20 protein-coding genes and 1 tRNA gene are annotated in these 25,383 nt (G+C 47.5%); 19 read left to right on the forward strand and 2 right to left on the reverse strand.

All coding sequences use genetic code 11. The annotated features are described in order from the left end of the window. Positions 1-144 precede the first annotated feature (144 nt). The 11 genes from Q5873_RS01695 (at position 145) to hemW (ending at position 15,577) form a co-directional block, all read left to right on the forward strand. Positions 145-975 carry a PHP domain-containing protein gene (locus Q5873_RS01695; RefSeq protein WP_028255962.1) on the forward strand — a complete coding sequence of 277 codons (831 nt, stop codon included), beginning with the start codon at positions 145-147 and terminating at the stop codon, positions 973-975. 9 nt (positions 976-984) lie between these two features. Beyond that, positions 985-1,824: an Asp23/Gls24 family envelope stress response protein gene (locus tag Q5873_RS01700; protein WP_028255961.1), complete on the forward strand. Its 840-nt coding sequence runs from the start codon at positions 985-987 to the stop codon at positions 1,822-1,824. 36 nt (positions 1,825-1,860) lie between these two features. After that, positions 1,861-3,171 (forward strand): tRNA (N6-isopentenyl adenosine(37)-C2)-methylthiotransferase MiaB, encoded by a 1,311-nt coding sequence (gene miaB / locus Q5873_RS01705; protein WP_303059029.1) that lies wholly within the window; start codon positions 1,861-1,863, stop codon positions 3,169-3,171. Positions 3,172-3,265: 94 nt separating this feature from the next. After that, positions 3,266-5,923, forward strand: coding sequence for a DNA mismatch repair protein MutS (mutS, locus tag Q5873_RS01710; protein ID WP_303059030.1), 2,658 nt, complete (start codon positions 3,266-3,268; stop codon positions 5,921-5,923). Continuing rightward, positions 5,923-8,148, forward strand: a complete 2,226-nt coding sequence (gene mutL, locus Q5873_RS01715; protein ID WP_303059031.1) for a DNA mismatch repair endonuclease MutL — start codon at positions 5,923-5,925, stop codon at positions 8,146-8,148. Before mutS ends, mutL begins: the two co-directional genes overlap by 1 nt. 8 nt (positions 8,149-8,156) lie before the next feature. Then, positions 8,157-8,957, forward strand: a complete 801-nt coding sequence (locus Q5873_RS01720) for a class I SAM-dependent methyltransferase (protein WP_303059032.1) — start codon at positions 8,157-8,159, stop codon at positions 8,955-8,957. After that, positions 8,945-9,877: a tRNA (adenosine(37)-N6)-dimethylallyltransferase MiaA gene (gene miaA / locus Q5873_RS01725; RefSeq protein ID WP_303059033.1), complete on the forward strand. Its 933-nt coding sequence runs from the start codon at positions 8,945-8,947 to the stop codon at positions 9,875-9,877. Before Q5873_RS01720 ends, miaA begins: the two co-directional genes overlap by 13 nt. A 223-nt stretch (positions 9,878-10,100) precedes the next feature. After that, positions 10,101-11,342 (forward strand): methionine gamma-lyase family protein, encoded by a 1,242-nt coding sequence (locus Q5873_RS01730; RefSeq protein WP_028255955.1) that lies wholly within the window; start codon positions 10,101-10,103, stop codon positions 11,340-11,342. A 138-nt stretch (positions 11,343-11,480) separates the two neighbouring features. Continuing rightward, on the forward strand, positions 11,481-12,542 hold the full coding sequence (gene mnmA, locus Q5873_RS01735) for a tRNA 2-thiouridine(34) synthase MnmA (protein ID WP_205087070.1): 1,062 nt from the start codon (positions 11,481-11,483) through the stop codon (positions 12,540-12,542). 12 nt (positions 12,543-12,554) lie between these two features. Beyond that, positions 12,555-14,360 (forward strand): translation elongation factor 4, encoded by a 1,806-nt coding sequence (lepA, locus tag Q5873_RS01740; RefSeq protein WP_028255953.1) that lies wholly within the window; start codon positions 12,555-12,557, stop codon positions 14,358-14,360. 41 nt (positions 14,361-14,401) lie between these two features. Continuing rightward, entirely contained in the window at positions 14,402-15,577 is a 1,176-nt protein-coding gene (gene hemW / locus Q5873_RS01745) for a radical SAM family heme chaperone HemW (RefSeq protein WP_303059034.1), read from the forward strand. Positions 15,578-15,632: 55 nt separating this feature from the next. Here the strand turns inward: hemW and Q5873_RS01750 are convergent. Continuing rightward, positions 15,633-15,708, reverse strand: a tRNA-Ala gene (locus Q5873_RS01750). Between the two features lie 238 nt (positions 15,709-15,946). After that, the gene (locus Q5873_RS01755; protein ID WP_303059035.1) at positions 15,947-16,462 is read right to left on the reverse strand and encodes an ECF transporter S component; all 516 of its coding nucleotides are present in this window, start codon (positions 16,460-16,462) and stop codon (positions 15,947-15,949) included. Between the two features lie 232 nt (positions 16,463-16,694). Between Q5873_RS01755 and Q5873_RS01760 the strand changes: the two genes are divergently transcribed. Genes Q5873_RS01760 through Q5873_RS01795 form a run of 8 tightly spaced genes read left to right on the forward strand, consistent with a single transcriptional unit; the run spans position 16,695 to position 25,223 of the window. Continuing rightward, positions 16,695-17,624: an ABC transporter permease gene (locus Q5873_RS01760; protein WP_288301181.1), complete on the forward strand. Its 930-nt coding sequence runs from the start codon at positions 16,695-16,697 to the stop codon at positions 17,622-17,624. A 1-nt stretch (position 17,625) separates the two neighbouring features. Further along, on the forward strand, positions 17,626-18,531 hold the full coding sequence (locus Q5873_RS01765; protein WP_438364087.1) for an ABC transporter permease: 906 nt from the start codon (positions 17,626-17,628) through the stop codon (positions 18,529-18,531). Next, complete coding sequence (locus tag Q5873_RS01770; protein WP_303059036.1) at positions 18,528-19,586, forward strand: ABC transporter ATP-binding protein; 1,059 nt, start codon at positions 18,528-18,530, stop codon at positions 19,584-19,586. The genes Q5873_RS01765 and Q5873_RS01770 overlap by 4 nt, the downstream gene beginning before the upstream one ends. Continuing rightward, a complete protein-coding gene (locus Q5873_RS01775; RefSeq protein WP_303059037.1) occupies positions 19,587-20,537 on the forward strand; it encodes an ABC transporter ATP-binding protein in 951 nt (316 codons plus the stop codon). A gap of 10 nt (positions 20,538-20,547) precedes the next feature. Then, positions 20,548-21,369, forward strand: a complete 822-nt coding sequence (locus Q5873_RS01780; RefSeq protein ID WP_288190175.1) for a serine hydrolase — start codon at positions 20,548-20,550, stop codon at positions 21,367-21,369. A 17-nt stretch (positions 21,370-21,386) separates the two neighbouring features. Then, positions 21,387-22,979 (forward strand): peptide ABC transporter substrate-binding protein, encoded by a 1,593-nt coding sequence (locus tag Q5873_RS01785; protein ID WP_438364088.1) that lies wholly within the window; start codon positions 21,387-21,389, stop codon positions 22,977-22,979. Between the two features lie 28 nt (positions 22,980-23,007). Then, positions 23,008-23,967: a S66 peptidase family protein gene (locus tag Q5873_RS01790; RefSeq protein WP_303059039.1), complete on the forward strand. Its 960-nt coding sequence runs from the start codon at positions 23,008-23,010 to the stop codon at positions 23,965-23,967. Positions 23,968-23,993: 26 nt separating this feature from the next. After that, complete coding sequence (locus Q5873_RS01795; protein WP_303059040.1) at positions 23,994-25,223, forward strand: amidohydrolase; 1,230 nt, start codon at positions 23,994-23,996, stop codon at positions 25,221-25,223. Positions 25,224-25,383 lie beyond the last annotated feature (160 nt).

Here is a 25,383-nt window from a genome sequence, read left to right on the forward strand (position 1 = left end):
AAGGAATGTGAAAAGACAATCTGCTTTGGGCAAATGAAATGCATTCCTACTTGATGAAATTTTATTTTTACGTCATAATAGATTAGATACGAAGAATGTAACCGATTTTGCTAGACATACCGACTGATGAAATGAGGTGAGTGTATGGCGGTAGATTTTCATATGCATACAACGTACTCCGACGGAACCATGAGTCCGAAGGCGTTGGCGTCGTTGGCGCGTAAGCGACAGGTAACGACGATAGCCATCACGGATCATGATGAAATCGGCGGCGGTGTATGGTTACACGAGCATCCCGTAGACGGTGTGACAGTAGTGCCGGGCGTGGAGTTTAGCGCCACGTTTCACGGGAAGGATGTACATATATTAGGTTATGCGATTGATACCGCGAATAAGCGGCTTTTAGATTATATTCGTTTTTTTAAAGAAGAACGGCGAACACGTATTATTAAGATGATAACGAAGTGTCAGCAGGCAGGGTATGATGTGAGTGTGGAGGACCTTATGACAACCTGCGGCGAGCATGCGTCATACGGCCGTCCTCATTTGGCACGACTTCTCATCAGCAAGGGATATGTAACAGATATTAACGAGGCGTTTGCCACGGTGCTTCATCCTAAAAGTCCTTGCTATGTGCCGAAGTTCACCGCGCATCCCACGGATATTTTAGATATTATACGGGAGGCCGGCGGTATCGGCGTGCTTGCGCATCCAGTGTTGATTCGCAATGATGAGTATGTGACGGAACTACTGGACATGCCCTTTGACGGCATGGAGTGTTATCATCCGAAGCAGGATGAAGAAGCGACGGCCCGTTATCTGGCTATGGCAAAGGAACGGTCGCTACTCATTAGCGGCGGTTCGGACTTTCACGGCATTCCCAATCGCTATCCGTCTACATTAGGTGAATTTTTAATTACGCCGTCCATGGTGAGTGAATTTATGAGGGCCCTTGGCTTGCGGCCCGGAGTGTAGAGGTGTCCTATGGAAGTAATTGCATTTGTCGGCCCCAGCGGTACCGGTAAGAGTCACCGCGCATTGGTGGTAGCACACGAAAACAACGCACAATGTATTATTGATGACGGTATTTTAATTCATAACAATCGCATCGTAGCCGGGTTTTCCGCCAAGAAGGAGGAAAGCCGTTTGAAAGCGGTGCGCCGCGCTATTTTTCAGGATCCCGTACAGGTAAAGTCCGTGCAGGATCAGCTGCGCAAGATTAATCCCGAACGCATTATGATTTTGGGAACGTCGGAAAATATGGTGCGAAAGATTGCCAAAGCATTGGAGATTCCGGCACCGGCGCGATTTATTCACATAGAGGATGTGGCTTCGGCGCGGGATATTGAAAAGGCGCAGTATGCGCGGCTAAAGGAAGGTAAGCATATTATTCCGGTGCCGACCATGGAATTGAAGCCGCATTTTAAAGGGTATTTAATTGATCCCATCAAGTCGATTTGGCGACGGAAACGGGTGCATAAGAAGGGGGCCGAAGAGGATTTTGAAAAGTCTGTCATTCGCCCCGTTTTCAGTTATTACGGCAAGCTCACCTTTTCGGACAATGTCATCATGGCCTTGATTAAGAATAGTTTTAAAAAGGTACAAGGCATTGCGGGCGGTTCGGACATTAAGATTAAAAAGAGTAATAAAGGAACGAATGCCTTATTGCTCAACATGGATGTGTCCGTGTATTACGGGCGACCGGTTAAGGATATCATGGGCGAGCTTAACAAAGCGATTCGCAATGAAATCGAATACATTACCGGCATGTCTGTAGAGCGATTGTCGATAGTTGTTAAAGATATTAAGGATGCCAAGGCGTAACTTGGCGAATACGATAGAGTATAAAGGAGCGTATGCATGAAGCAGTATTATATTTATACGTACGGTTGTCAGATGAATGAAAGTGATTCGGAGCGCTTGGCGCATCAGTTGGAGACGGCAGGCTACACAGCGACGGATGCGGTAGAGGAGGCAGATTTGATCATCCTCAATACATGCTGTGTTCGTGAAACAGCAGAGAATAAAATTTACGGTCGCATCGGTGAGTTAAAGCATTTAAAAGAGAAGAATAAAGATCTCATCTTGGCCATCACCGGTTGCATGGCGCAGAAGAATCAGGCGGATATGTTCAAACGGGCACCGCACATCGATATCGTGTTGGGCACGCATAACATTCAGCATATTAACGAAATGATTGCGGAAGTGCAGCGTACGCATACGCATCAGCTCAATGTGGACATGGATAACACCGTATTGCCGGAGTTAGAAGCAAAGCCAAACGGTACGTTCTTTGCGTGGGTACCGATTATGAACGGCTGCAATAAGTTTTGTACGTACTGCATCGTGCCGCATGTGCGCGGTCGTGAAATCAGCCGCCCCGTGTCGGCCATCGTTGAAGATGTACGTAAGTTAGGTGCGCAAGGGTATAAGGAAGTTACATTGCTCGGACAGAATGTCAATTCCTACGGTCTCGATTTTAAAGACGGCACGCATTTCGGTACGCTTATTGATGCACTGGATGGGATTCCGGGGATTGAACGCATTCGGTATATGACGAGTCATCCGCAGGATATGAATAAGGAAATGATTGATGCGTTGGGACGTTCTTCCAATGTGGTAACACAGCTGCATTTGCCGGTACAGTCCGGGTCCGACCGCATTTTGCACAAGATGAATCGCCATTATACAGTGGAGCATTACAAGGGCTTAGTGGCTTACTGCCGCAAGATGATTCCCGGTCTGACGTTGACGACGGATATTATTGTAGGCTTCCCGGGAGAAACGGAAGAGGATTTCGAAGCAACGGTGCAACTCTTAAAAGATGTGCGCTACGATATGGCGTATACGTTTATTTTCTCGAAGCGCTCCGGTACGCCGGCGGCTACCATGGAGGATCAGGTGCCGGAGGAAGTAAAGCGTGTACGTTTGCAAAAGCTCATGGATGTGCAAAACGAAATTTCCTTAGCGCTTAATAAGGAAATGGAAGGGCATGTGTACGACATTATTATAGAAGGCCCGAGCCGTACGGACGAAACTATGTGGTTCGGTCGTACCTCCGGCAATAAGATGGTACTGTTCCCGCGGGAAGATCGCTTACATGTAGGTGATACGGTGCAGGCACGCATTACGAAGGGACAGACCTGGGTGCTTTACGGAGAGATTCTGTAATCGGCGCTGCTAGTTGAATGCACTGCATGGCATCTGCTTATAACGGCGGGGCTATGTGGTGCATAGGCATATATCATTGATGAGAGGGACGGTAATGGCGAAAAAGCAAACGCCCATGATGGAGCAGTATTTCAGCATTAAGGATCAATATCCCAATGAATTGTTGTTCTATCGGTTAGGCGATTTTTACGAATTGTTTTACGACGATGCCATTACGGCATCACGAGAATTAAATATAACCTTAACCGGACGCAACTCCGGGGAAAGCGATAAGGCGCCTATGTGCGGTGTACCGTATCATGCGGCGGAAAGCTACATTGAGAAGCTGATTCAAAAAGGCTACAAGGTAGCGATTTGCGAACAGGTGGAGGATCCTAAGGCGGCGAAGGGCATTGTGAAGCGCGATGTGATTCGCGTGGTTACGCCGGGGACGCTTATGACGGAGAACGGTACGGATTCGCGGGAAAATAATTTCTTAGCCTTGTTCTATCGCACGAAGGAAGCCTTTGTACAACTATACAGTGACATCAGCACAGGGGAAATCATTTGGGATCGCCTGGCAGATACGGACGATCGGATGGGACCGGTGCTGGATGCGCTGTCCATGTATCGCCCGTCGGAGTTGGTGTTGGCCGGAGAGACGACATTGACGAAGGACATGTCCGGATTTATCAGCAATCAGTTTTCCCGTTTGGTGGAATCTCCGTTTCACCCGGATGTGGATGTGGACGCGCTGCGCAGTACGGCGCGAGCCCAGTTTGTCGATATCGGCTTGGTTGAGGAAGATGTACTGGAAGCACTGGGGTATTTGCTGTTGTATTATCAGTCGGTGATCAAGGCGGATATTTCCCATATTAACTATGTGCATCAGCGGAGCCTGGGGGATCGGATGATACTCGATACATCCTGTCTTCGCCATTTGGAGGTTACTCACAATTTGCGCGACGGCGGCACTAAGGGCACGCTGCTGAGCATATTGGATCGTACGCTTACACCTATGGGGGCACGCCTGTTAAAGCAATGGGTGGAAAGCCCGCTTATGGATGTATATCACATACAGCGTCGTCAAAATGCTATTGCGGAATTGGTGGCAAAGCCGGCGCTGCGTGACGGTATTCGGGATACATTGCGAACGGTCTTTGATTTCGAGCGCATCCTAAGTCGTGTGGAAACAGGCTCCGTATCGCCGCGCGATTTTACATCGCTACGCGAATCATTGCGGACATTGCCGGCTTTGCGAGGGCTTACGGAGGACTTTGAAGCATCGGCCCTACAAGAGGTGGCTTCACGTATTGATACGCACGATGCTGTGTATGAATTGTTGGCTACGGCTATTGCCGATCAGCCGGCACTTACCTTAAAGGACGGACGCGTGATTCGCGACGGCTACAATGAAGAGTTGGATGAGCTTCGGTCATTGGCAACAAATAGCCAGGAGTGGCTTCATCGGTTAGAAGAGGATGTAAAAGAAAAGACGGGTATACGACTGCGCACCGGTTATAACAAGGTGTTCGGTTATTATTTTGAAGTGCCCCATTCTCACACGGATGCCGTGCCGGCTTATTTCGTGCGCAAACAAACCTTGGCTAATGCGGAGCGATACATTACGCCGGAGCTAAAGGAGTTTGAAGTTAAAATCCTCAGTGCCAAGGAAAAAATTATCAGTCTGGAGCAGCAGCTGTACCAAGAGTTGCGCAATCAAATTAAAGCGGTGGTGCGCCCCATACAGGAAACGGCGCGAGCCTTGGCACAGCTTGATGTATTGGCCGGATTGGCAACGGTAGCTTACGAAGAGCAATACATTTGCCCTACCGTAACGATGAATGGTCAAATCATGATTCGCGACGGCCGTCATCCGGTGATTGAAAAATATTTAAAGCATGAAGTGTTCGTGCCGAATGATGTAACGTTGAATCATGATGAGGAAGAATTTTTACTGATTACCGGGCCGAACATGGCCGGTAAGTCAACATATATGCGCCAGGTAGCGGTGCTCATGATCATGGCGCAAATCGGTTCCTTTATTCCGGCGCGGGAAGCGACGATTTCGCCGGTGGATAGAATCTTTACTCGCGTCGGGGCCAGCGATGATATTTCTACCGGACAGAGTACGTTCATGGTAGAAATGAAGGAAGTAGCATACATTTTGGAAAACGCTACGTCGAAGAGCTTGCTCATTCTCGATGAAATCGGACGGGGGACCAGTACCTTTGACGGGCTCAGTATTGCGCAAGCCGTGGTGGAATATATTTATCGCCATATTCATGGCAAGACATTATTTGCTACGCACTATCACGAATTGATTCACTTGGAAGAGGTGTATCCGCGCCTTAAAAATTATACGGTAGCCGTTAAGGAGAAGGGTAAGGATGTTGCTTTCTTGCGACGCATTGTAAAAGGCGGTGCCGATCGCAGTTACGGTATTCACGTGGCGCGCTTGGCAGGACTGCCTGCCGATGTATTGACCCGTGCGGAGGAATTATTACAGGCATTGGAAGCCGGCAGTCATCGTGACGGTGAGGATGCGATGCGCACCTTACCGGCACAGGTAGCGGAACCGGCGAAGAAGGTATCGAAGGCGAGTCGCCAACAGGCGGCAGCGGAAGAAGCCGGGTTTGGCAGCGGTAATTTGTTTACTTCTTCCGTCATCGACGATTTGTTAGCGGTGGATGTAATGAGTCTTACGCCTATCGAAGCGTTAAATGTATTGTACAAATTACAGGAAAGCGCGCGTAAGGGAGGCGGTAAATAATGGCACATATTCACGTATTGGATGAAGCGACAATTAATAAAATTGCTGCCGGCGAGGTAGTAGAACGTCCGGCATCGGTTATTAAGGAGCTTCTGGAAAATGCGGTGGATGCCGGTGCGACTTCCATCGATGTGGAAATTGCCGAAGGCGGCGTAGCCTATATGCGCGTTACGGATAACGGCATCGGTATGACCGAGGAGGATGCGCGCTTGGCGGTGCTCCGTCATGCTACCAGTAAAATTGCTTCCGTAGACGACTTGTTTGCCATTGCGTCTTTAGGCTTTCGCGGTGAAGCACTGGCCAGTATTGCGTCGGTATCGCATTTTAGTTTGACTACGCGCACGGCAGATAATGAAATGGGGACCCGCATCACGATTGATGGCGGTCATGATATGGAGTGCATGCCTTACGGCGCACAGCCGGGGACGACCATCGAAGTGCGGGATTTATTTTACAACACGCCGGCGCGGCGCAAGTTTTTAAAAACAGAACGTACGGAAACAGCAAAGATACAGGACATGGTGGGGAAGCTGGCTTTGAGCAATCCCCACATTGCCTTTAAATTGGTAAGTAATGACAAGGTCAGTCTTATTACGCCGGGTAGCGGAGATATTACGGATACTATTGCTGCTTTGTACGGTTACAAGGTTAAGGAGGATCTGTTCCCCGTAGCGTATGAAATCGAAGGCGTCCGTGTGGACGGTGTCGTATCTAAACCGACATTGTTAAAAAGCAGTCGCATATGGCAGACGGTAATCGTCAACAATCGCGTTATCGGTGATAAGGCTATTAACAAAGCCATCGACAATGCGTACCATGCGCTGTTGCCGAAAGGGGGTTACCCCTTGGTGGTGCTCAGCATTGTTGTGCCGCCGGAGGTCGTGGATATCAACGTGCACCCACGCAAAAGCGAGGTTAAGTTTTCCGATGACAAGCCTATTTTTAAGGCTGTGTATTACGGTGTTCTACAGGCATTGGAGAATCCATTGCGCCAAGTAGAAAGCGGTAGGTTACACCAAGAAACGGAGTCGGTCATCGCCACGGATATTCGGTATGAAAAGGTATTCGAAGGACGACGCAACTTGTCCTTACGGCCGGATGAAGGGAATCTGTCGACAGGTGCTGATGGCAAGTTATCGGGGAATGTCGGTGCAGGATACGGGCATGACAGAATAGAATCTACGCATAACGGAACGGCATTTACGCATAACGAGACCGCGTCGATATATGACAACAGCGAATCTAATCAAGGTGCAGGCAAGGCTGCCTGGGAGCGTCGGCGCGAGAAAACCAATGAATTGGTAAAAAAAATTCGCAGCGGTGAATATGTGCCGCAGCGGCCGGTTCGCTACGAACAGGAGCAGCTGGGGGATGATTCCTTTGTAACGAATGCCCAGCCTTCGACATATACCCCGGCAGAGATACAGCAATTTTCTTCCTTGAAGGAAGCATATCGTCAAGACGGATTTTACGGTGAAGAGCAACGGCGCAAACGTGAAGGCGACACTGCCGGCGTGGCACTGAAAGGTACCGGTCAAGGACCGGACGGTAAAGAGACTATTACAGCTGAAGAGATACCTGCCTTGATGACAGCAGACAGCGGCAACGGAGCAACGGTGGTAGCACCTGACGGATTACCGCAACGGGTGATTGCCAACAGCGGATTGATTCCGTTGGGGCAAGTGGCCGATTGTTATATCGTAGCGAAAAAGGGAAGCGATTTATATATTATCGATCAGCATGCGGCGCATGAGAGAATACGCTATGACAAGCTTTGTAAATCGGCAGCGGCTATCCCTATGCAGGAGCTGTTGATTCCCTTGATATTTGATGCTACCGATGAGGAGCAAACATTGGTTGAAGAGCAGGCGGAGGCCTTTGCGGATTTAGGCTTTGCCGTTGCCTTAGGCGGTCCTACACAAATTCGCGTTGACGGTGTGCCCGGTGATTTGGTGGAAAACAAGGCTATTGATGTACTGCGTCACACCTTTACCTATATGCTGGACGGCGAAATGCCCACTAAGGCACAGCTGCGTCATGAAATGCTGGCCTATGCATCGTGCCGCGGTGCTATTAAAGCCGGACATAGTCTTAACATGTACCAAATTTCCGTGTTAATCGAAGATTTATTTGCTACCGATAAACCGTATGTGTGTCCTCACGGACGTCCTACTATTATCCGTTTTACTCCGGATGAACTGGGAAAATTGTTTAAGCGTAGCTAGGAGGATGTATGACGATAGTTACGGTATCGCAGAAAGCAACAGTAGAGGAACGCAAGGAAGCCGAGGCGGTAGCGAAATGCTTGGCCTTGCCTTATGAGGAGCGACGGGAGCGATCGTTGCCGACCATGCAGAAAATATACGGGGCAGACGATATTTTGGTAATTACTAAGAAGGGACCGCAACTATATACCGGCGAAGGCAAGGAGCATATCTTTCATTTATCTATGGCACAGCTTAGGCTATTGCGATTGCAGCGCGGCGGTGTGGATCATTTGGCAGAGGCAGTAGGCGATGAGCCGTTGGAATCGTTCCTGGATTGTACCGTAGGTCTTGGGGCAGACAGTCTCATTGTGTCGTACGTACATCCGGAGTGCCCTAGGTATATCGGGCTCGAGGGGGTACCGGCATTGGCGTATATTACAAATTACGGTTGTCGTCACTTTACGCATAAAGAGCACGCTGTTACGGCGGCGCTGCGACGGCTGCAGATTGTGGCGATGCGTTACGAACAATTTCTGGCGCAGCAACGGGAGGATAGTATTGACGTTATTTATTTCGATCCCATGTTTGAGGTGCCTGTGAAGGAAAGTCCTCAGTTTACGGGACTGCGCGGTCATTTGGTAGAAAGCGGGTTTACCGCGGATACGTTACGGCGGGCGCTGGCGGTGGCACGACGCAAGGTCATCGTAAAGGAACGACCCTTTGCGCAGCTGTTTCAAACGATGCGTCCTACACGGTTGTTAGGCGGTAAGTACAGTCGCGTAGCTTACGGCGTATATGAGAAAGGAGCGACAATGTGGAACGATTGATTACCATTTTGGGACCTACTGCGGTGGGCAAGACGGAATTAACGCTCCGCCTTGCCGAGACATTGTCATCGTCGGTAATTTCCGGTGATGCCTATCAGATTTATCGCGGGCTTTCCATCGGAACGGCTAAACCCTCGGCAGAGGAATTGGCGCGGGTACCGCATCATCTTATTGATATTCTCGATCCCGATGAACCGTACAGTGCAGCTGTTTTTCAGGAACAGGCAGCAGCTATTATCAAAGGCTGTGCGGCGAAGGGAGAGATTCCCATTCTTTCCGGCGGCACCGGTTTTTATGTACAGTCGTTGCTGGAGCAATACGATTTTGCAACGGCAGAGCCTAATGAATCCTTGCGACAGCGCCTGGATGTATTGGTAGCTACCGAAGGCGAAGAGGCACTCAAGGCCTATGCTATGTCGCTGGCGGCCAAGGGACGGATTACGTTGCGCTTTACGGATAAGCACCGTTTATATCGAGCCATCGAATTGATGGAGCGCGGCGACTATGCGGCGCTGACGACACAGACAAAGGCGGGTCTTGCTTATGAGGGGCCTGTAATCGGACTTAGACGACCGCGGGAAGAGTTGTACGCACGAATTAATTTGCGTGTGGATCTCATGGTGGAGGCCGGTTTGTTCGAAGAGGTAGAACACTTACTGGCATCCGGTGTGTCACCGCATTCGCAAGCCTTTAAGGGCATCGGCTACAAGGAAACGCTAGACTATTTTGCCGGCAAAGCCACCAAGGAAGAGGCGGTGGCGGCGATAAAGCAAAATACGCGGCGTTTTGCTAAACGGCAAATTACGTGGTATAAACGAATGCCTTATATTGAATGGATAGACATTGATGCGGCTATGACCGGTGATGATATTTATGAGAAGGCTATGGACATAGTGAAATCTTATTTTGAATACAGGTAATGTGTTTACTTTTGGAAGGTAATATACACGGAACATGTAGTTCTAAGAGAATGATGCATAAAGTGTTTAAACGTATATGAATATGAGTAAAAATAAAACTCATAGAAATATACTATGCGTATCTATACAGCATATGTGATAACAGAACAAAAAAATAACTAAAAAAAACAGAAGTAAAAATAGAAGTAAAAATAGAAGTAAAGAAGATAGGAAGTTGTACTACATGAATATGGAAGAATTACGCGCTACAGCCCTTGCTATGGCGGAGCCGCAATTTAAAAAATTTGAACCTATTGCGTTGGCAAATACAAAAAAAGTACTGGAAGCGTTTAAAGAGTGTCAGTTGTCGGATTACCATTTTAACGGTACTACCGGTTACGGGTATAACGATAGTGGACGCGAGAAATTGGATGAAGTGTTTGCTCATGTGTTCCGTGGTGAAAAGGCGTTGGTACGGGCTCATTTCGTATCCGGTACCCATGCATTGGCTACGACACTTATCGCGTTGTTAGGCAGCGGTAAGGATGGACGCGAATTTGTGTATGCCGTTGGCGCACCGTACGATACGATGCAATCCGTTATCGGCGCAGACCGAGACGTTCCGGCGTCACTTACCGAAAAGGGATTTATATACAAGGAGGTACCGCTCAAGGAGGGTACGTATGATTTAGAAGGCATTGCCGCAGCGGTTACTTCCGATACGCGCGTCGTAGTCATTCAGCGTTCTCGCGGATACAGTACACGTGAACCCTTGTCGGTACATGATATCGGGCGTATTTGTAAAGCCGTTAAAGCGGTCAACCCGAAGACGATTTGCTTTGTGGATAATTGCTACGGCGAGTTTACGGAAACAACGGAACCGCTGGAACACGGTGCGGACATTATGGCCGGGTCCTTAATAAAAAATGCCGGCGGTGGTATTGCTCCGACCGGTGGCTATGTAGTGGGGCGCGAAGACTTGGTGGAACGAGTAGCCTATGAATTGACGGCACCCGGCTTGGGGGACCATATGGGATCGTACACGCCGGGGTATCGCTTATTCTTCCAAGGCTTGTTCCTGGCACCTCATGTAGTGTTGCAGGCGTTGAAGGGGGCTGTGTATACGGCGGCTGTAGGCGAGCTTTTGGGATATGACGTGTTCCCGAAGGTGGATGCGCAGCGATTCGATTTGATTCAGGCTATTAATTTGCACTCCGCCGAAGAAATGGAACAGTTCTGCCGAGGCATGCAAGCGTATTCGCCGGTAGATGCTCATGTACGTCCGGTACCGGGTGACATGCCGGGGTATGCGGACAAGATTATCATGGCCGGTGGTACCTTTGTACAAGGGTCCTCCATCGAGCTCAGTGCCGATGGACCGATTCGTCCGCCATACACTATTTTTATGCAAGGCGGCTTGGTATTTGAGCATTCGATGCTGGGCATTTTAGGTGCGGCCGAAGAAATTTTGAAATACCGTAAATAGCCTTTTATCGATGAGTTGTGGTATACTTTATTTGTTTTATTGTTTGTATATACATATTCGGACTTTCACTCTGTATCATGTATATGTAGTTTTACAGTGCCGTCGGTTGGTAACCGGCCGGTAACAGAAGGAGAAAGCATGGAAAAAGTTGTTGCAGTAGCAATGAGTGGGGGCGTTGACAGCTCCTTAACGGCAGCGATGCTGTTAGAACAAGGGTATAAGGTATTTGGTATTACATTGCGTCTATGGGTGAGCGATACGGATCCTGATGATATTCCGTTAGCTGTGACGGACGCTAAGAAAATGTGTGATTTTCTCGGCATTGAACATCATGTAGTCGATGCTCGCGATACCTTTTATGAAAACGTAGTCGATTATTTTGTTAATGAGTATGCCGCCGGGCGTACACCGAATCCCTGTGTATTCTGCAATAAGAATATAAAGTTTGATTTATTGTTAAATAAGGCCTTGGAATTAGGGGCCACGCATATGGTAACCGGTCATTATGCGCAGGTGCGTTACAATGAGGATACCGGTTTGTACGAACTTCATAAGGGGGATGACCCCAGCAAGGATCAAAGCTATGTGCTGTACACCTTGAATCAGCATATCTTGAGTCATCTCATGTTCCCCTTGGGGGCGCAGAAGAAAACATTGACCCGCTCCATGGCATCGGACCGTGATTTACCGGTAGCCAATAAGCCGGACAGCGAAGATATTTGCTTCTTGCCGAATCATAATTACCAGAAGTTCGTAGCCGGTCAGCTAACGGAAACACCGAAGCCGGGACGCATTGTGCATGAGAACGGTGAAGTGCTGGGCACACACAACGGACTCTTCAACTATACGATCGGTCAGCGTAAAGGGCTGGGGATTGCTTATAAATATCCGCTGTACGTGGTGCGCCTCGATGGTCAAACAAATGAAGTCATCGTAGGACCGAACGAAAGCTTATTTACCAATAAGATGATTTGTAAACATTATAATTTCTTGTCCGGCACGATTCCGAAGGAATTGCGCGCTACCGGAAAAATTCGGTATGCTGCCAATCCGTCGCCGTGCACGGCACGTATTTTAGATGATACAACGATGGAGGTTGTATTCGATGAGCCGCAGCGTGCGATTACTCCGGGACAGTCCGTAGTGTTCTATGACGGAACGCAAGTCCTGGGTGGCGGTGTCATCGAAAATATTCTTTGAGAGGGGTAGTCTATGGCATCGACTGAACACATTCGCAATTTTTGTATTATTGCTCATATAGACCATGGCAAGTCCACGTTAGCCGATCGACTTATCGAAGAAACCGGTACACTCACTAAGCGCGAGATGGAAGCGCAAGTGTTGGATTCCATGGATTTGGAGCGTGAACGAGGCATCACCATTAAGGCGCAGTCCGTTCGGTTGCTGCATACGGCAAAGGACGGTAAGCAATATACGCTTAACTTGATTGATACACCCGGCCATGTAGATTTTAGTTACGAAGTATCCCGTTCGCTGGCAGCTTGCGAAGGGGCACTGCTCGTAGTGGACGCAGCGCAAGGCGTAGAAGCACAGACATTAGCTAATGTGTATCTGGCCTTGGAGCATGATTTGGAGATTATTCCCGTTATCAACAAGATTGATTTGCCCAGCGCCGATCCGGAACGGGTAAAGCGTGAAATCGAAGATATTATCGGTCTCGATGCATCTGATGCCATTCTCGCCAGTGCGAAGTCGGGCATAGGCATTCAGGATATTTTAGAGGCTATTGTTGAACGAATTCCAGCACCGCCGGATAAATCCGATGAACCGACGCGGGCATTGATTTTCGATTCTCGTTTTGATTCGTATAAAGGAGCTATCGCTTACGTACGCGTTAAGGAAGGTTCCATTAAGAAAAAAGACATCATTCGCATGATGCACGACTCCAAGGATTTTGAAGTTACGGAGTTAGGAGTGTTTACACCGAATTTGCTCCCCGTAGAAGAACTGACCTGTGGGTCTGTTGGTTGTATTGCGGCGAGCATTAAAAACGTGCGCGATTGTCACGTCGGCGATACGGTAACAAAGGCGGATAATCCAGCTAAGGAACCGCTTCCGGGATATCGCAAAGCAGTGTCGATGGTATACTGCGGTTTATATCCTACTGACAGCAAGGATTACGACAATCTGCGCGATGCGCTGGAAAAGTTAAATCTTAATGATGCCGCTTTGGAGTACGAGCCGGAAACGTCTATTGCTTTGGGCTTTGGTTTCCGCTGCGGCTTCCTCGGCTTATTGCATATGGATGTTATCCAGGAGCGATTGGAACGAGAATATAATCTATCACTTATTACTACGGCGCCGAGTGTAAACTACAAAGTACATAAAACAAACGGCGATGTACTGGAAATCGACAACCCGTCCAAGCTGCCGCCACCGACGGAAATTGATTTCATCGAAGAACCGTATGTAAAAGCAACGACCATCGTGCCGAAGGATTACGTCGGGGCCATTATGGAATTGTCTCAGGATAAACGCGGCGAGTACCAGAGTATGGAATACCTGGATGAAACGCGTGTGTCTATCGTATATCACTTGCCGTTGGGAGAAATCATTTATGATTACTTCGATAAGTTGAAGTCGGCTACCAAAGGCTATGCATCGCTTGATTATGAATTGATCGGTTACAAAGCATCGCCGATGGTGAAGATGGATATTTTGCTTAACGGCGATCCGGTGGATGCGTTGAGTATTATCGTTCACAAGGACAGAGCTGCTATGCGCGGTCGAGCATTGGCCGAAAAGCTAAAGGAACTAATTCCGCGTCAAATGTTTGAAATTCCTATCCAAGCTGCGGTGGGAAATAAAATCGTAGCCCGCGAAACGGTAAAAGCATGGCGCAAAGACGTATTGGCCAAATGTTACGGCGGTGATATCAGCCGTAAGCGTAAGCTTTTGGAAAAACAAAAGGAAGGCAAGAAGCGCATGAAGGCGGTAGGCAGTGTAGAAATTCCGCAGGAAGCGTTTATGGCTATCCTTAAGGTAGACGATAAATAAAAAGAAACTATAATGTGGATTACATAATAAGGAGTACGGTAATGGATACACCCTGTGTAACGACCGACTCGACAGGACGGGATATGGGGATTTATCTTCATATCCCGTTTTGTCGACATAAATGTGCGTACTGCGATTTTGCGGCTTATGAAGGACTGCAGGCATATTATGATGAGTATGTGGAAGCCCTTTGTCACGAAATTGAATTATGGGTTGAGCAATATCCGGAATGCACGAAGATTCCGGTGGATACCATCTATTTTGGCGGGGGTACACCGACGCAATTATCATTGGAGCAGTTGGGTAAGATTTTGAGCGCGGTATCGCAGTATTTTACATGGAAGCCCAATGTAGAAGCGACGATTGAAGCCAATCCCGGAGAATTGTCTTTCGCGTATGTGAAGGGATTACGTGAGCTGGGATATAATCGGATTAGCTATGGCGTGCAGTGTTTTGACGATGCCTTGTTAGAGCTTTTGCGTCGAGGCCATACGGCTGAAGAAGCACACCGGGCAGTATATGAAGCGGTTGAGGCAGGATTTAAGAATATTAATATTGATTTGATTTACGGTTTACCGGGACAATCGGTGGAAGATATACGCAGACAAGTGCGGACCGCCGTTGCGTTACCGATTACGCATATTTCGATTTACGGATTACAATTGGAGCCGGGAACCAATTTGCATGCACAGGTAGAGCAGGGGAGAATTTGCTTACCCGATGAGGATGCTGCCGAGTCTATGTATGATTGCATGCTGGATACATTGGCCGAGGCCGGCTTTGAACGGTATGAGATTTCTAATTTTACAAACTGTGGTGCATACAGCCGCCATAATTTACGGTACTGGCAGTATAAGGACTACTTGGGATTCGGTGCCGGGGCCCATTCCTTTTACAAGGGAGTGCGTCGTGAAAACGAAGGGTATGTAGTACCTTATGTCAATCGTTTGCGCAATCATCGGCTTCCCCTTATAGAAGAGGTTGCTATTGATGTAGCACGTGCGATGGGAGATTTTTGTTTTCTTGCGCTTAGGACTAAATGGGGATTGAATGCCAAGACATTTGAAGAAATCTTTCGCCGATCATTGGAAGACACGTACGGCGAGATATTGGAGAGATTGACAAGACAACAACTTCTCGAACGGCGTGAGGATTCTTGGCATTTAACACGGCTCGGTGCTAAATACGGAAATCATGTGTTTGCAGAATTTATTTGAAAAAAAGAACGGTACTGCAAGTATATGCAATACCGTTCTTTTTCTTTTTAACTGATGGTGGAGATAAGCGGGATCGAACCGCTGACCTCTTGAATGCCATTCAAGCGCTCTCCCAGCTGAGCTATACCCCCATGTGTTACTCGTACATAATACTAAATTTATGAAATGGTGTCAATAGGGAGAGCAGTATTCACAATAAGAATTTATAATACAGTGTATACTATGACCGGCAATTACAGTCATAGTATACATAGCAATTACAGTCATAGTATACATAGCAATTACTGCCATGGGATACATAATCGGTAATTACTATCTGTAATGGCTATATTTAAATAGAAATTAACGATTGATGGTTTTTGAACTGTATCAATGTTTTTTGAACTGTCGCAATAGGGCGCGCACTAAAAATAAGGTGATGACACAACCTACACCGCTGGTGAGAAAAGAAGCGGGCAAACGGATGGTGGCAGCCGTCATACTGTTGAGGACATAGGCCCAAGCAATCCAATATCCAAAGGCAGTCCAAACGGAACCGATGATAAGAGCCAGGATAAGCTTTCCCAGGCTATAGGTGAGTTGATAAAAGGGACGGGGACGCATACCTACCAATATAAGTCCTACAAATAATCCGGCAAGGCCTTTAATTACGATAGAAAAAAGAGTATAGGCGGAGTGCCCCATAACAAGATCGAACAGGGCCGAACCGATGGCACCTGCTAAGGCTCCGTACATTCCGCCGAACAGAGCAGCGATGGTGAAGAGTGCCGCTGATCCAAGGTGGACCATGCCGCCATTGGGTAAGGGAATTAATATTGATGTGGCGATGGCGCATAGTGCGGAAAGAACACCGATATAAACGATATCACGAACAGATAGATTCATATATACGACCTCCTTTATTAGGCATGTTGCTATTATAGGAGAATTGATGCCAACGGTAAATATACAGAAAGAAAATTCAAGAGAGGACAGATGCAAGACGCAAGAGACACAAAACGCATAATGTATACATGAGAGGTGTTTGATAAAGCTAGGATGATAATGTTCTATAATATGGTACAATAGTAAAAACTAAAAGTATCAGAGCATTACCAAGATGAGGAGCGTGAAACAAATGGGTATGTACTTGGTTAAACGATTGACCGGTGCGATAGTAGTCATGTGGGCTATCATAACCATTACTTTTTTATTAATGCATGCTATCCCCGGCGGTCCTTTTACGGAAGAAAAGAAATTGCCTCCGCAAATTAAGGCGAGTATAGAAGCTACCTACCATTTGGACAGACCGGTGTGGCAACAGTATACGGAGTACATGGGACAGATTGTTAAGGGTGATTTGGGACCGTCTTATAAATATATCGGTCGCAGCGTAAATGATATTGTCGCGGAATCCTTTCCCGTATCGGCACAGCTGGGCCTTGGTGCATTGGTGGTGGCGCTCGTAGGCGGTGTAATAGCCGGTGTTATCAGCGCATTACGACCCAACTCTTGGATTGATTACGGCGTGACGTTTTTTTCAACATTAGGCATATCTGTACCTACCTTCATTATCGGCGCTGTACTTGTCTATTGGTTGGGATTTGTATGGCCCATTTTTCCGGTAGCCTTGTGGAAGGGGCCGTCCTATATGGTATTACCTATCCTTACATTGGCAGCACAGCCGATGGCATTTATTGCGCGCCTTACCAGAACTACCATGATCGAAGTACTACAGCAGGAATACATTAAAACAGCCAGAGCCAAAGGGCTAAGTCAATTTCAGATTGTATGGCATCATGCACTGGGCAATGCAATCCTTCCGGTTATTACCTATATCGGACCGTTGGCAGCGGCTTTGTTTACAGGCAGCTTTATCGTAGAAACTATTTTTGCCATTCCCGGTTTGGGTAAATATTTTGTTACCTCTATTTACAATCGTGATTATACGGTTATCCTCGGAGTTACGATGTTCTATAGTGCTTTGGTAGTGGCGTTTAATTTGTTAGTGGATATTGTTTATCCTCTTATCGATCCGCGCGTTACCGTAGGAAGGAGGCGTGATTAATATGTATAGTAAGGAAGATTTTTTACCGTTGCAGCCAATGCGTTGTGATGAATCGGCTGAGCTTATCACACGCCCCGGCCCGTGGCAACGGTTAAAAGCAAATAAGTTAGCCGTATTAGGTATGATCATTGTTTGTATCATGGTTGTAGCCGCCATTATCGGACCATGGTTTTCGCCGTATACCTATGCGCAACAAAATTTACTGGAAGCAAATCAAGGACCGTCTGCCAGTCATTGGTTTGGCACTGATACGCTGGGCCGTGATTTATATACTCGCGTTTTGTACGGAGCGCGTATTTCCTTAGCGGTCGGTTTCGTTGCAGCGGCTATCAATCTGGTTATCGGCGTAGTGTACGGTGGGGTGGCCGGTTATTTGGGCGGACGTGTCGATCGCTTGATGATGTCTATCGTAGATATTTTATACGGCATCCCATTGTTGCTGTATGTTATTTTATTGATGGTTGTGTTATCACCGGGATTAACATCTATTTTTATTGCTCTCGGTATTGCATATTGGTTGACTATGGCACGTATTGTGCGAAGTCAAATTATTAAATTGAAAGAAGAAGAATATGTGTTGGCGGCGCGTTCTATGGGAGCATCTCCTATGACAGTCTTGTTCCGCCACATTCTACCTAACTGTATGGGACCGATTATTATTACTATGACACTGGCAATTCCGGAGGCTATTTTTACAGAAGCTTTTTTGAGTTTTATCGGGCTTGGTGTTAATGCACCTATGGCTAGTTGGGGTGTGTTAGCGGCAGAAGGTATTAATTCGATGCGTTCGTATCCGTATCAACTGTTGTTTCCGGCATTGGCTATCGGCATTACCATGTTAGGCTTTACCTTTTTTGGTGATGGTTTGCGCAGTGCGCTGGATCCGAAGGAAGGAGGTACAAAATGAGTGATATTGTACGTGTGAAAGGATTGCATGTAACCTTTTCTACCTTCAACGGTCCGGTGCAGGCGGTGCGTGATGTATCACTTCGGTTGGCGGCCGGTGAAATCTTGGGCATCGTCGGTGAGTCGGGCTGTGGTAAATCCGTAACGGTACAGGCGATGATGGGGCTTTGGCCTACAGCTATTACAACGGTAGAGGCGGCGGAGCATACGGTGCTGGGGCATGACTGCCGGTCTTTTACAGAAAGTGATTGGCGTACCTTACGGGGAACGGACATAGCCATGGTCTTTCAGGACCCCATGACGGCGTTAAATCCTATCGTAACTATTGGCAAGCAGTTGGAAGAAGTGATTCGGCTACGTCAGAAGCGGCGCAGATCGGATCAGAAGGGGTCAATGACGGAAGGGATTGCGGAAGAGGTGATTCATTTATTGCGACAGGTGGGAATCCCCGAACCGGAACGGCGCCGTAATCAATATCCGCACGAGTTAAGCGGTGGTATGAGGCAGCGCGTGGTGATTGCTATGGCGCTGGCAGGTAAACCGAAAATTATATTGGCAGATGAACCAACGACAGCATTAGATGTCACAACGGAAGCACAAATCTTATTACTCTTGCAGAAGTTAGTCCGCGAAGAGGGAATGGGGATGATTATTATCTCGCATAATCTGCGCGTCATAGCCCGTTTATGTGATCGTGTCGCTGTTATGTATGCGGGAACTGTTATTGAGGAAGGTAGTATTGAAGCCGTGTTAACTTCGCCGGCACACCCCTACTTGCAGGGGTTGTTATCTTCTTTGCCGGAAAGTGAAACCGACGGCACGCTAACTGCTATAGAAGGGCAGCCGCCGGATAGTTACCACATGCCAACCGGTTGCGCGTTTCATCCGCGTTGTCATAAAGCAATGCGCATTTGTGCTCGAATAGCGCCGACAAACAGTAATGTATCTGATGAATATTCAAAAAGAGAGAGGGTACAGCATGTTCGGGAGCATCAACAAACAAGGGAGTGTCCGCATCAAGTTGCATGCTGGCTGTATCGTCCGGAGGTGAAATAGATGGATTATATATGGCAAACGGAGGAAATTACCAAGGAGTTTAATACACCGGGTGGTATATTCTCGGGTAAAGAAAAAACCGTATATGCATTAAACGGTATTTCCTTGCAGCAAGCTCCGGGAGAAACATTGGGCATTGTTGGCGAATCGGGTTGTGGTAAATCTACGTTCGGCCGTGTTCTTATGGGATTATACGCACCGACGTCGGGTATACTTCGCGTCGGTGATCGGGCGATAGATACGGAAACGGCGCGGAAAACATTACATCATACCTTTCAAATGGTATTTCAGGATCCCTACGCATCGCTAAATCCGCGCATGACGGTGCGACAGACCTTGGAAGAGCCGTTACGGCGTATGGGAGTGAAGGAGGCAGCAGTGCGCAGTGAGCGAATTAGAGGCATATTGGAGCAAGTTGGATTACGACCGTCATACAGCGAGCGCTATCCCCATGAGTTCAGCGGCGGGCAACGACAGCGTGTGGGAATTGCACGGGCCTTAATCAGTAATCCGTCTTGTATTATTTGTGACGAGCCTATTTCAGCATTAGATGTATCAATTCAGGTGCAAATTATTACGTTACTAGAGCGACTGCAGGCAGATACTAATATATCCTATGTGTTTATTTCACACGATTTATCCATGGTACGTTATCTGAGCCATCGCATTGCGGTCATGTATTTAGGGTACGTGGTAGAAGAAGGAACGACGGAAGAGTTATACAATCATCCGTTGCATCCCTATACACAAGCGTTGATACGTCTGCACCAACCCATTGCACCGCGGATGCCCATCGGTCCGGTACCGCAAGGTGAGGTGCCGAGCCCTCTACAAAAACCAAAAGGATGTCCGTTTGTTTCGCGTTGTCCCGAGAAGGAGGAACGGTGCATGGAAGCGTGGCCGCAGTTAACGGGCAATGATGTTCACAGAGTAGCGTGCTGGAAAAGATAGGAGTGAGGATATGGAATGTATGTTAGCCGGAAAAGGGCTGCAAACAGAGTTGGATGACATAATCAAAGAATATGCTCCGCAGGCGACGATATCGTATATGGTGACCATTCATGATGACGAAGAGCCGGTGCGCTATGTGGCAGCGCGCAATGAAGATACTGTTCATGCATCGGCCAGTATGATAAAAATTTTAATTATGCTTTCCGTATTTGAAGCTGTGTCGCAGCAGAAGTTGGCTTTGACCGATCAAATTGCATTGACGGCTACACCGCGCGTTGAAGGTGGCGGTGCATTACAGGAGTTGCAGGGAAATCATACATTTTCTGTGTTGGAGCTTTGCCGCTTAATGATGGTGCTCAGTGATAATTGGGCAACCAATTTGTTGATTCGTACACTGGGCATGACCTTTATTAATGACACCGCTAAAAAGTACGGTGCGGCAAAGACAAGCTTGAAACGATACATGATGGATACGGCAGCGGCGGCACGCGGTGAAGAGAATGTCACTACTGCCTACGATATGATTGTATTGTTGGATGCTATTTTCCAAATACGGGAACAATCCGTAGGCGGCCACGAAATGTGGCAAATATTGGGCCGTCAACAATTTCGGGATAAGCTTCCGTTTCATTGGGGCGAAGAAGTACCGTTTCATCATAAGACAGGTTGTCTTGATAGAGTGGAACACGATGGTGGGATACTGCCGCTGATGAATGGCAACTTTGGTTTGGTTGTTCTCATTTCAAATATGGATAATGATGAAGCCATTCAGCTAACAGCGCGTATGGGACGATGTTGTAAAGCATTTATTGAAGAAAAATTACCCGTGTGACTCTGGGAGGTATGATTATGAAGAAATGGTGGCAATTAGTGGCAACTATGCTGTTGGCAACGGCGCTGCTTCTTGGAGGATGCGGTCGCAGCAGTGACATAGCTCCCGATTCCCTGCGTTTTGCACTGGAGCAAGAGCCATCTACGTTGGATCCGGCTAAGTCATCAACATTGCCTGAGTCGGATGTGGAGCTGGCTATCTTTGAAGGCCTTACGCGTCTGAATGCTAAGGATTTGCCGGAGCCGGCGGCTGCTGAAAGTTGGACGGTATCCGATGATGGAATGACTTACACCTTCCGGCTGCGTGAAGGCCTTACCTGGTCCGACGGAAAGCCTTTGACGGCTCATGATTTTGAATATGCTTGGAAGCGTGTATTGAATCCGACCGTTGCTGCCTCCAATGCATATATGTTATATGTCATTAAAAATGGTGAAGCTTACAATACGGAAAAAGCAACCGCAGCAGATGTAGGGGTAACAGCTATTGACGATAGAACGTTAGTGGTGCAGTTGGAAGCACCGGCGGCTTATTTTATCGGGCTTACCGCATTTCACGCGTACTATCCGGTACGGCAGGATATAGTAGAAGCGCACCCCGATACATGGGCAACCGATGCTAAAACTATTGTAGGCAATGGTCCGTTTATACTCACTAAATGGCAGCATAATGCAGAGTTGGATTTTGTAAAGAACGAAACCTATTGGGATGCTAAGGCAGTGCGATTGAAATCAATGGAGTGGCCTGTCAGTGAATCACAGAGTACGCGCCTTACTTTAGTGGAAGGCGGGGCAGCGGACATGACGACGGAGCCGCCGGTAGCCGATCAACAACGATTGACAAAGGCAGGTTTGTTTAAAGTAAAACCTTCATTGGGCACCTACTATTATGTGTACAATGTGACAGCGCCTCCTTTTGATAATCCTAAGGTACGGCGTGCATTGTCTATGGTTATCGACCGCAAAGCAATTGTCGACACGATTGTACATGGCGGTAAAATTCCGGCGTTTGCCTTTGTACCGCCGGGACTTACGAACGAAGCAACAGGACAAGATTTTCGCCATGAAGGCGGTAATTTAGTTTCCAAAAATGTAGAAGAAGCAAAAGCACTATTAGCAGAGGCCGGCTACGGTCCCGGCCATCCGGTACCGCCGATTACGATTTTGTACAACACGAATGAAATGCATAAAGCCATTGCTGAGGCAATTCAAGCCGTATGGAGTAATGAATTAGGTCTGGATGTGTCGTTACAGAATCAGGAAACAAAAGTATTTATGGCCAACCGTGAAGCCGGACACTATCAGGTAGCACGAGCATCTTGGATTGGTGACTATGCGGATCCGCAAACCTTCTTTGACGTATTCTCCGATCCGGCCAATGATGCGCAATACCACAGTGAGGCTTATAATGCATTGATGGACCGTGTTCATGCCACAACGGATGTAGGCGAGCGCATGGCGCTTATGCACGAAGCAGAGAAAATGATGTTTGATGAATCACTGATTATTCCTATTTATTTCACGACTACGCCTTATGTGGCAAACGAAGCTATTGATGGATATAATTGGTCAATACTGGGTACCGTGGATTTTAAACATACGTATAGAAAATAAAAGTACAACAGGTAGAAGGGAGATTTACATGGACTGGTGTTATCCGGCAAAAATAAAACCGGGCATGACAATTGCCTTCACCGCACCGGCTTCAGCCAGTGAAGAAGATATGGATGCATTACGCGCACTGGTGGAGGCAGCCGGTTACCGGGCTGTATTCGGTGAGTCTTGTTTTCGCCGTGGCGAATATGGGGGAACACCGGAAGAACAGGCAAATGAATTAAATTATTTTTTGACGGACGCGTCTTGTGATGCCGTAGTGGCCGTTCGCGGCGGCTATGGTTGTGCGCGCTACTTGGATCGATTGGATTATACCGGAATACGGCGTGCCTCCAAGCCTTTGGTAGGCTATAGCGACTGTACGTCATTGTTGCAAGCTATCGGTGTGCATAGCCGGTTAGTTACGTATCACGGGCCGATGGGGGTGGATTGGCTACGTTCAGGTCGCGAAAGTGATGTGGCTGATTTATGGGACCTTTTGGAAGGACGAAAAAAAGAACAAGTCCTACTGAGTAACGATGGAGATGCTTCGGGTAATGATGAGTTATCGGAGTTACAGGAGCGTCCCTCTTTATTCCCTCGTAGGATTGAAGGTCGCCTTTGGGGCGGCAATGCTACGGTGCTTTGCAGTATTAGCGGTACCGCATATATGCCTAGCTTGGCGGAATGGCAAGAAGCGATTCTTATATTGGAGGACATTGGTGAGCCTCCGTATAAATTGGATCGGTTATTACAACAACTTCGTCTGCAGGGAATATTACGATCTGTTCGAGGAATTTTGCTAGGTACTTTTACCGATTGCAAGGATGAAGATACTAATGAAATCTATGATATGGAACGCATGATCATTACGTATGCAATGGAGGGACGTACCACGGGCGATATTCCTTTTATCGGGCATATCCCCTTGGGCCACGGAGCACCTCATAAGGCGTTGCCTATCGGGCAATGGGTACATATTGAAAACGGATGTATTTCATGGACATAAAATAATGGATAGGAGGTAAAATACCGGTGAGCTATATTGTTGATAATAAAAAAGAAGCAGAGCGTATACAGCGAGAAAAAATTGCCGTTCGGACGATTGACCGTATTGCGGAAGGCTTGATTGATGTATCTAAACGATTACATGCCCATCCGGAGCTGGGGGGCGAAGAGCATTATGCGGTGACGGCGGTTAGTGCCTATTTAGATGAACAAGGATTTACTGTACGTGAAGATCTTAGCGAGAACGGACACTATCCCATATTGAAAACCGCGCTGCGTGCCGATAAAGGCGGCACAGAACAGGGACAGTATGATAGTAATGATATCTCTAGTCAGGGTCGGTTGTTGAATAATGCATATAAAATGGCTTTTCTCGGGGAATATGATGCATTACCGGGGCTGGGGCATGGATGTGGTCACAATCTTATTGCTATGATGAGTATCGGCGCAGCTGTTGGTTTTAGTGAAGCTATGCCGGAGGTAGTGACTACCTTTTTCGGTTGTCCGGCAGAAGAAACGGTTGGCGGCAAGGTGTTTATGAGTGAAGCAGGCTTATTTAAACCCTATGATGCGGCACTTATTATTCATCCCGGCGGATGTAATGAATTAGGTGGGACTTCGTTAGCTACGCATCCCTTAGAAGTACGTTTTACCGGACGTTCGGCTCATGTAGCTTCGTTAGTCGACAGGGGAATTAATGCATTGGATGCGGCGGTTGTGTTCTATCGTAAGGTTATGGATATTAAAAATGAATTTGGCAGTGCAGCCGTTATCGGCGCGATTTTTACGGAAGCAGGACAAGCTCCGAATGTAATTCCTGACAAGGCAACGGTTCGCTTAACGGTACGATCGCATACGGTTGACCATTTGGAAGAGGTTGTATTACCACGTATTCGTAACGCAGCGGCCGAGGCGGCCGCGGAAATAGGGGCTGCTGTTGAAACAGAGCATTACGAGCCTTTGTTTAAAGAAATGAAAGAAGATTTGACCCTGCGTTCCATTGTAGGAGATACGATGAAAGAGTTTGGCTTTGAGCCACGTCTGCTACCGGAGGATGAAGCCGATGGCAGTACCGATGTAGGCAATGTATCACATGATATTCCTACGGTACAACCGACATTAAATATCGGGGATGGTTTAGAGATTCATACACCTGCTTTTGCAGCAGCCGCAGGATCTGATGAGGGGTATCGTCGCGCTGTTATCGGGGCAAAGATTATGGCTGTCGCTGCTATTCGATATTATTATGAAAAATAGTTATTATGTGACTTAGGTCACTAAACTGTACAATAGAAGTATGTTACAAGTAAAAATGATTGCTCATAGCGAATCATCAAGAGGCTAGCAATAGATAGGAAGTACATTATATAGACTGTCTCTGTATGTGCGTTCTCTACCTTTTATGGATTGTGCTATG

This window comes from Veillonella magna (genome assembly GCF_959600285.1).
Lineage (GTDB): Bacteria > Bacillota > Negativicutes > Veillonellales > Veillonellaceae > Veillonella_A > Veillonella_A magna.

Coding starts and splice junctions, on each gene's coding strand:
- Q5873_RS01765 (WP_438364087.1), top strand. CDS start 17,626: ATGTATAGTAAGGAAGATTTTTTACCGTTGCAGCCAATGCGTTGTGAT.
- miaB (WP_303059029.1), top strand. CDS start 1,861: ATGAAGCAGTATTATATTTATACGTACGGTTGTCAGATGAATGAAAGT.
- Q5873_RS01790 (WP_303059039.1), top strand. CDS start 23,008: ATGGACTGGTGTTATCCGGCAAAAATAAAACCGGGCATGACAATTGCC.
- Q5873_RS01780 (WP_288190175.1), top strand. CDS start 20,548: ATGGAATGTATGTTAGCCGGAAAAGGGCTGCAAACAGAGTTGGATGAC.
- Q5873_RS01695 (WP_028255962.1), top strand. CDS start 145: ATGGCGGTAGATTTTCATATGCATACAACGTACTCCGACGGAACCATG.
- mutS (WP_303059030.1), top strand. CDS start 3,266: ATGGCGAAAAAGCAAACGCCCATGATGGAGCAGTATTTCAGCATTAAG.
- Q5873_RS01755 (WP_303059035.1), bottom strand. CDS start 16,462: ATGAATCTATCTGTTCGTGATATCGTTTATATCGGTGTTCTTTCCGCA.
- Q5873_RS01760 (WP_288301181.1), top strand. CDS start 16,695: ATGGGTATGTACTTGGTTAAACGATTGACCGGTGCGATAGTAGTCATG.
- Q5873_RS01700 (WP_028255961.1), top strand. CDS start 985: ATGGAAGTAATTGCATTTGTCGGCCCCAGCGGTACCGGTAAGAGTCAC.
- hemW (WP_303059034.1), top strand. CDS start 14,402: ATGGATACACCCTGTGTAACGACCGACTCGACAGGACGGGATATGGGG.
- Q5873_RS01770 (WP_303059036.1), top strand. CDS start 18,528: ATGAGTGATATTGTACGTGTGAAAGGATTGCATGTAACCTTTTCTACC.
- Q5873_RS01785 (WP_438364088.1), top strand. CDS start 21,387: ATGAAGAAATGGTGGCAATTAGTGGCAACTATGCTGTTGGCAACGGCG.
- lepA (WP_028255953.1), top strand. CDS start 12,555: ATGGCATCGACTGAACACATTCGCAATTTTTGTATTATTGCTCATATA.
- Q5873_RS01720 (WP_303059032.1), top strand. CDS start 8,157: ATGACGATAGTTACGGTATCGCAGAAAGCAACAGTAGAGGAACGCAAG.
- Q5873_RS01730 (WP_028255955.1), top strand. CDS start 10,101: ATGAATATGGAAGAATTACGCGCTACAGCCCTTGCTATGGCGGAGCCG.
- Q5873_RS01775 (WP_303059037.1), top strand. CDS start 19,587: ATGGATTATATATGGCAAACGGAGGAAATTACCAAGGAGTTTAATACA.
- mnmA (WP_205087070.1), top strand. CDS start 11,481: ATGGAAAAAGTTGTTGCAGTAGCAATGAGTGGGGGCGTTGACAGCTCC.
- mutL (WP_303059031.1), top strand. CDS start 5,923: ATGGCACATATTCACGTATTGGATGAAGCGACAATTAATAAAATTGCT.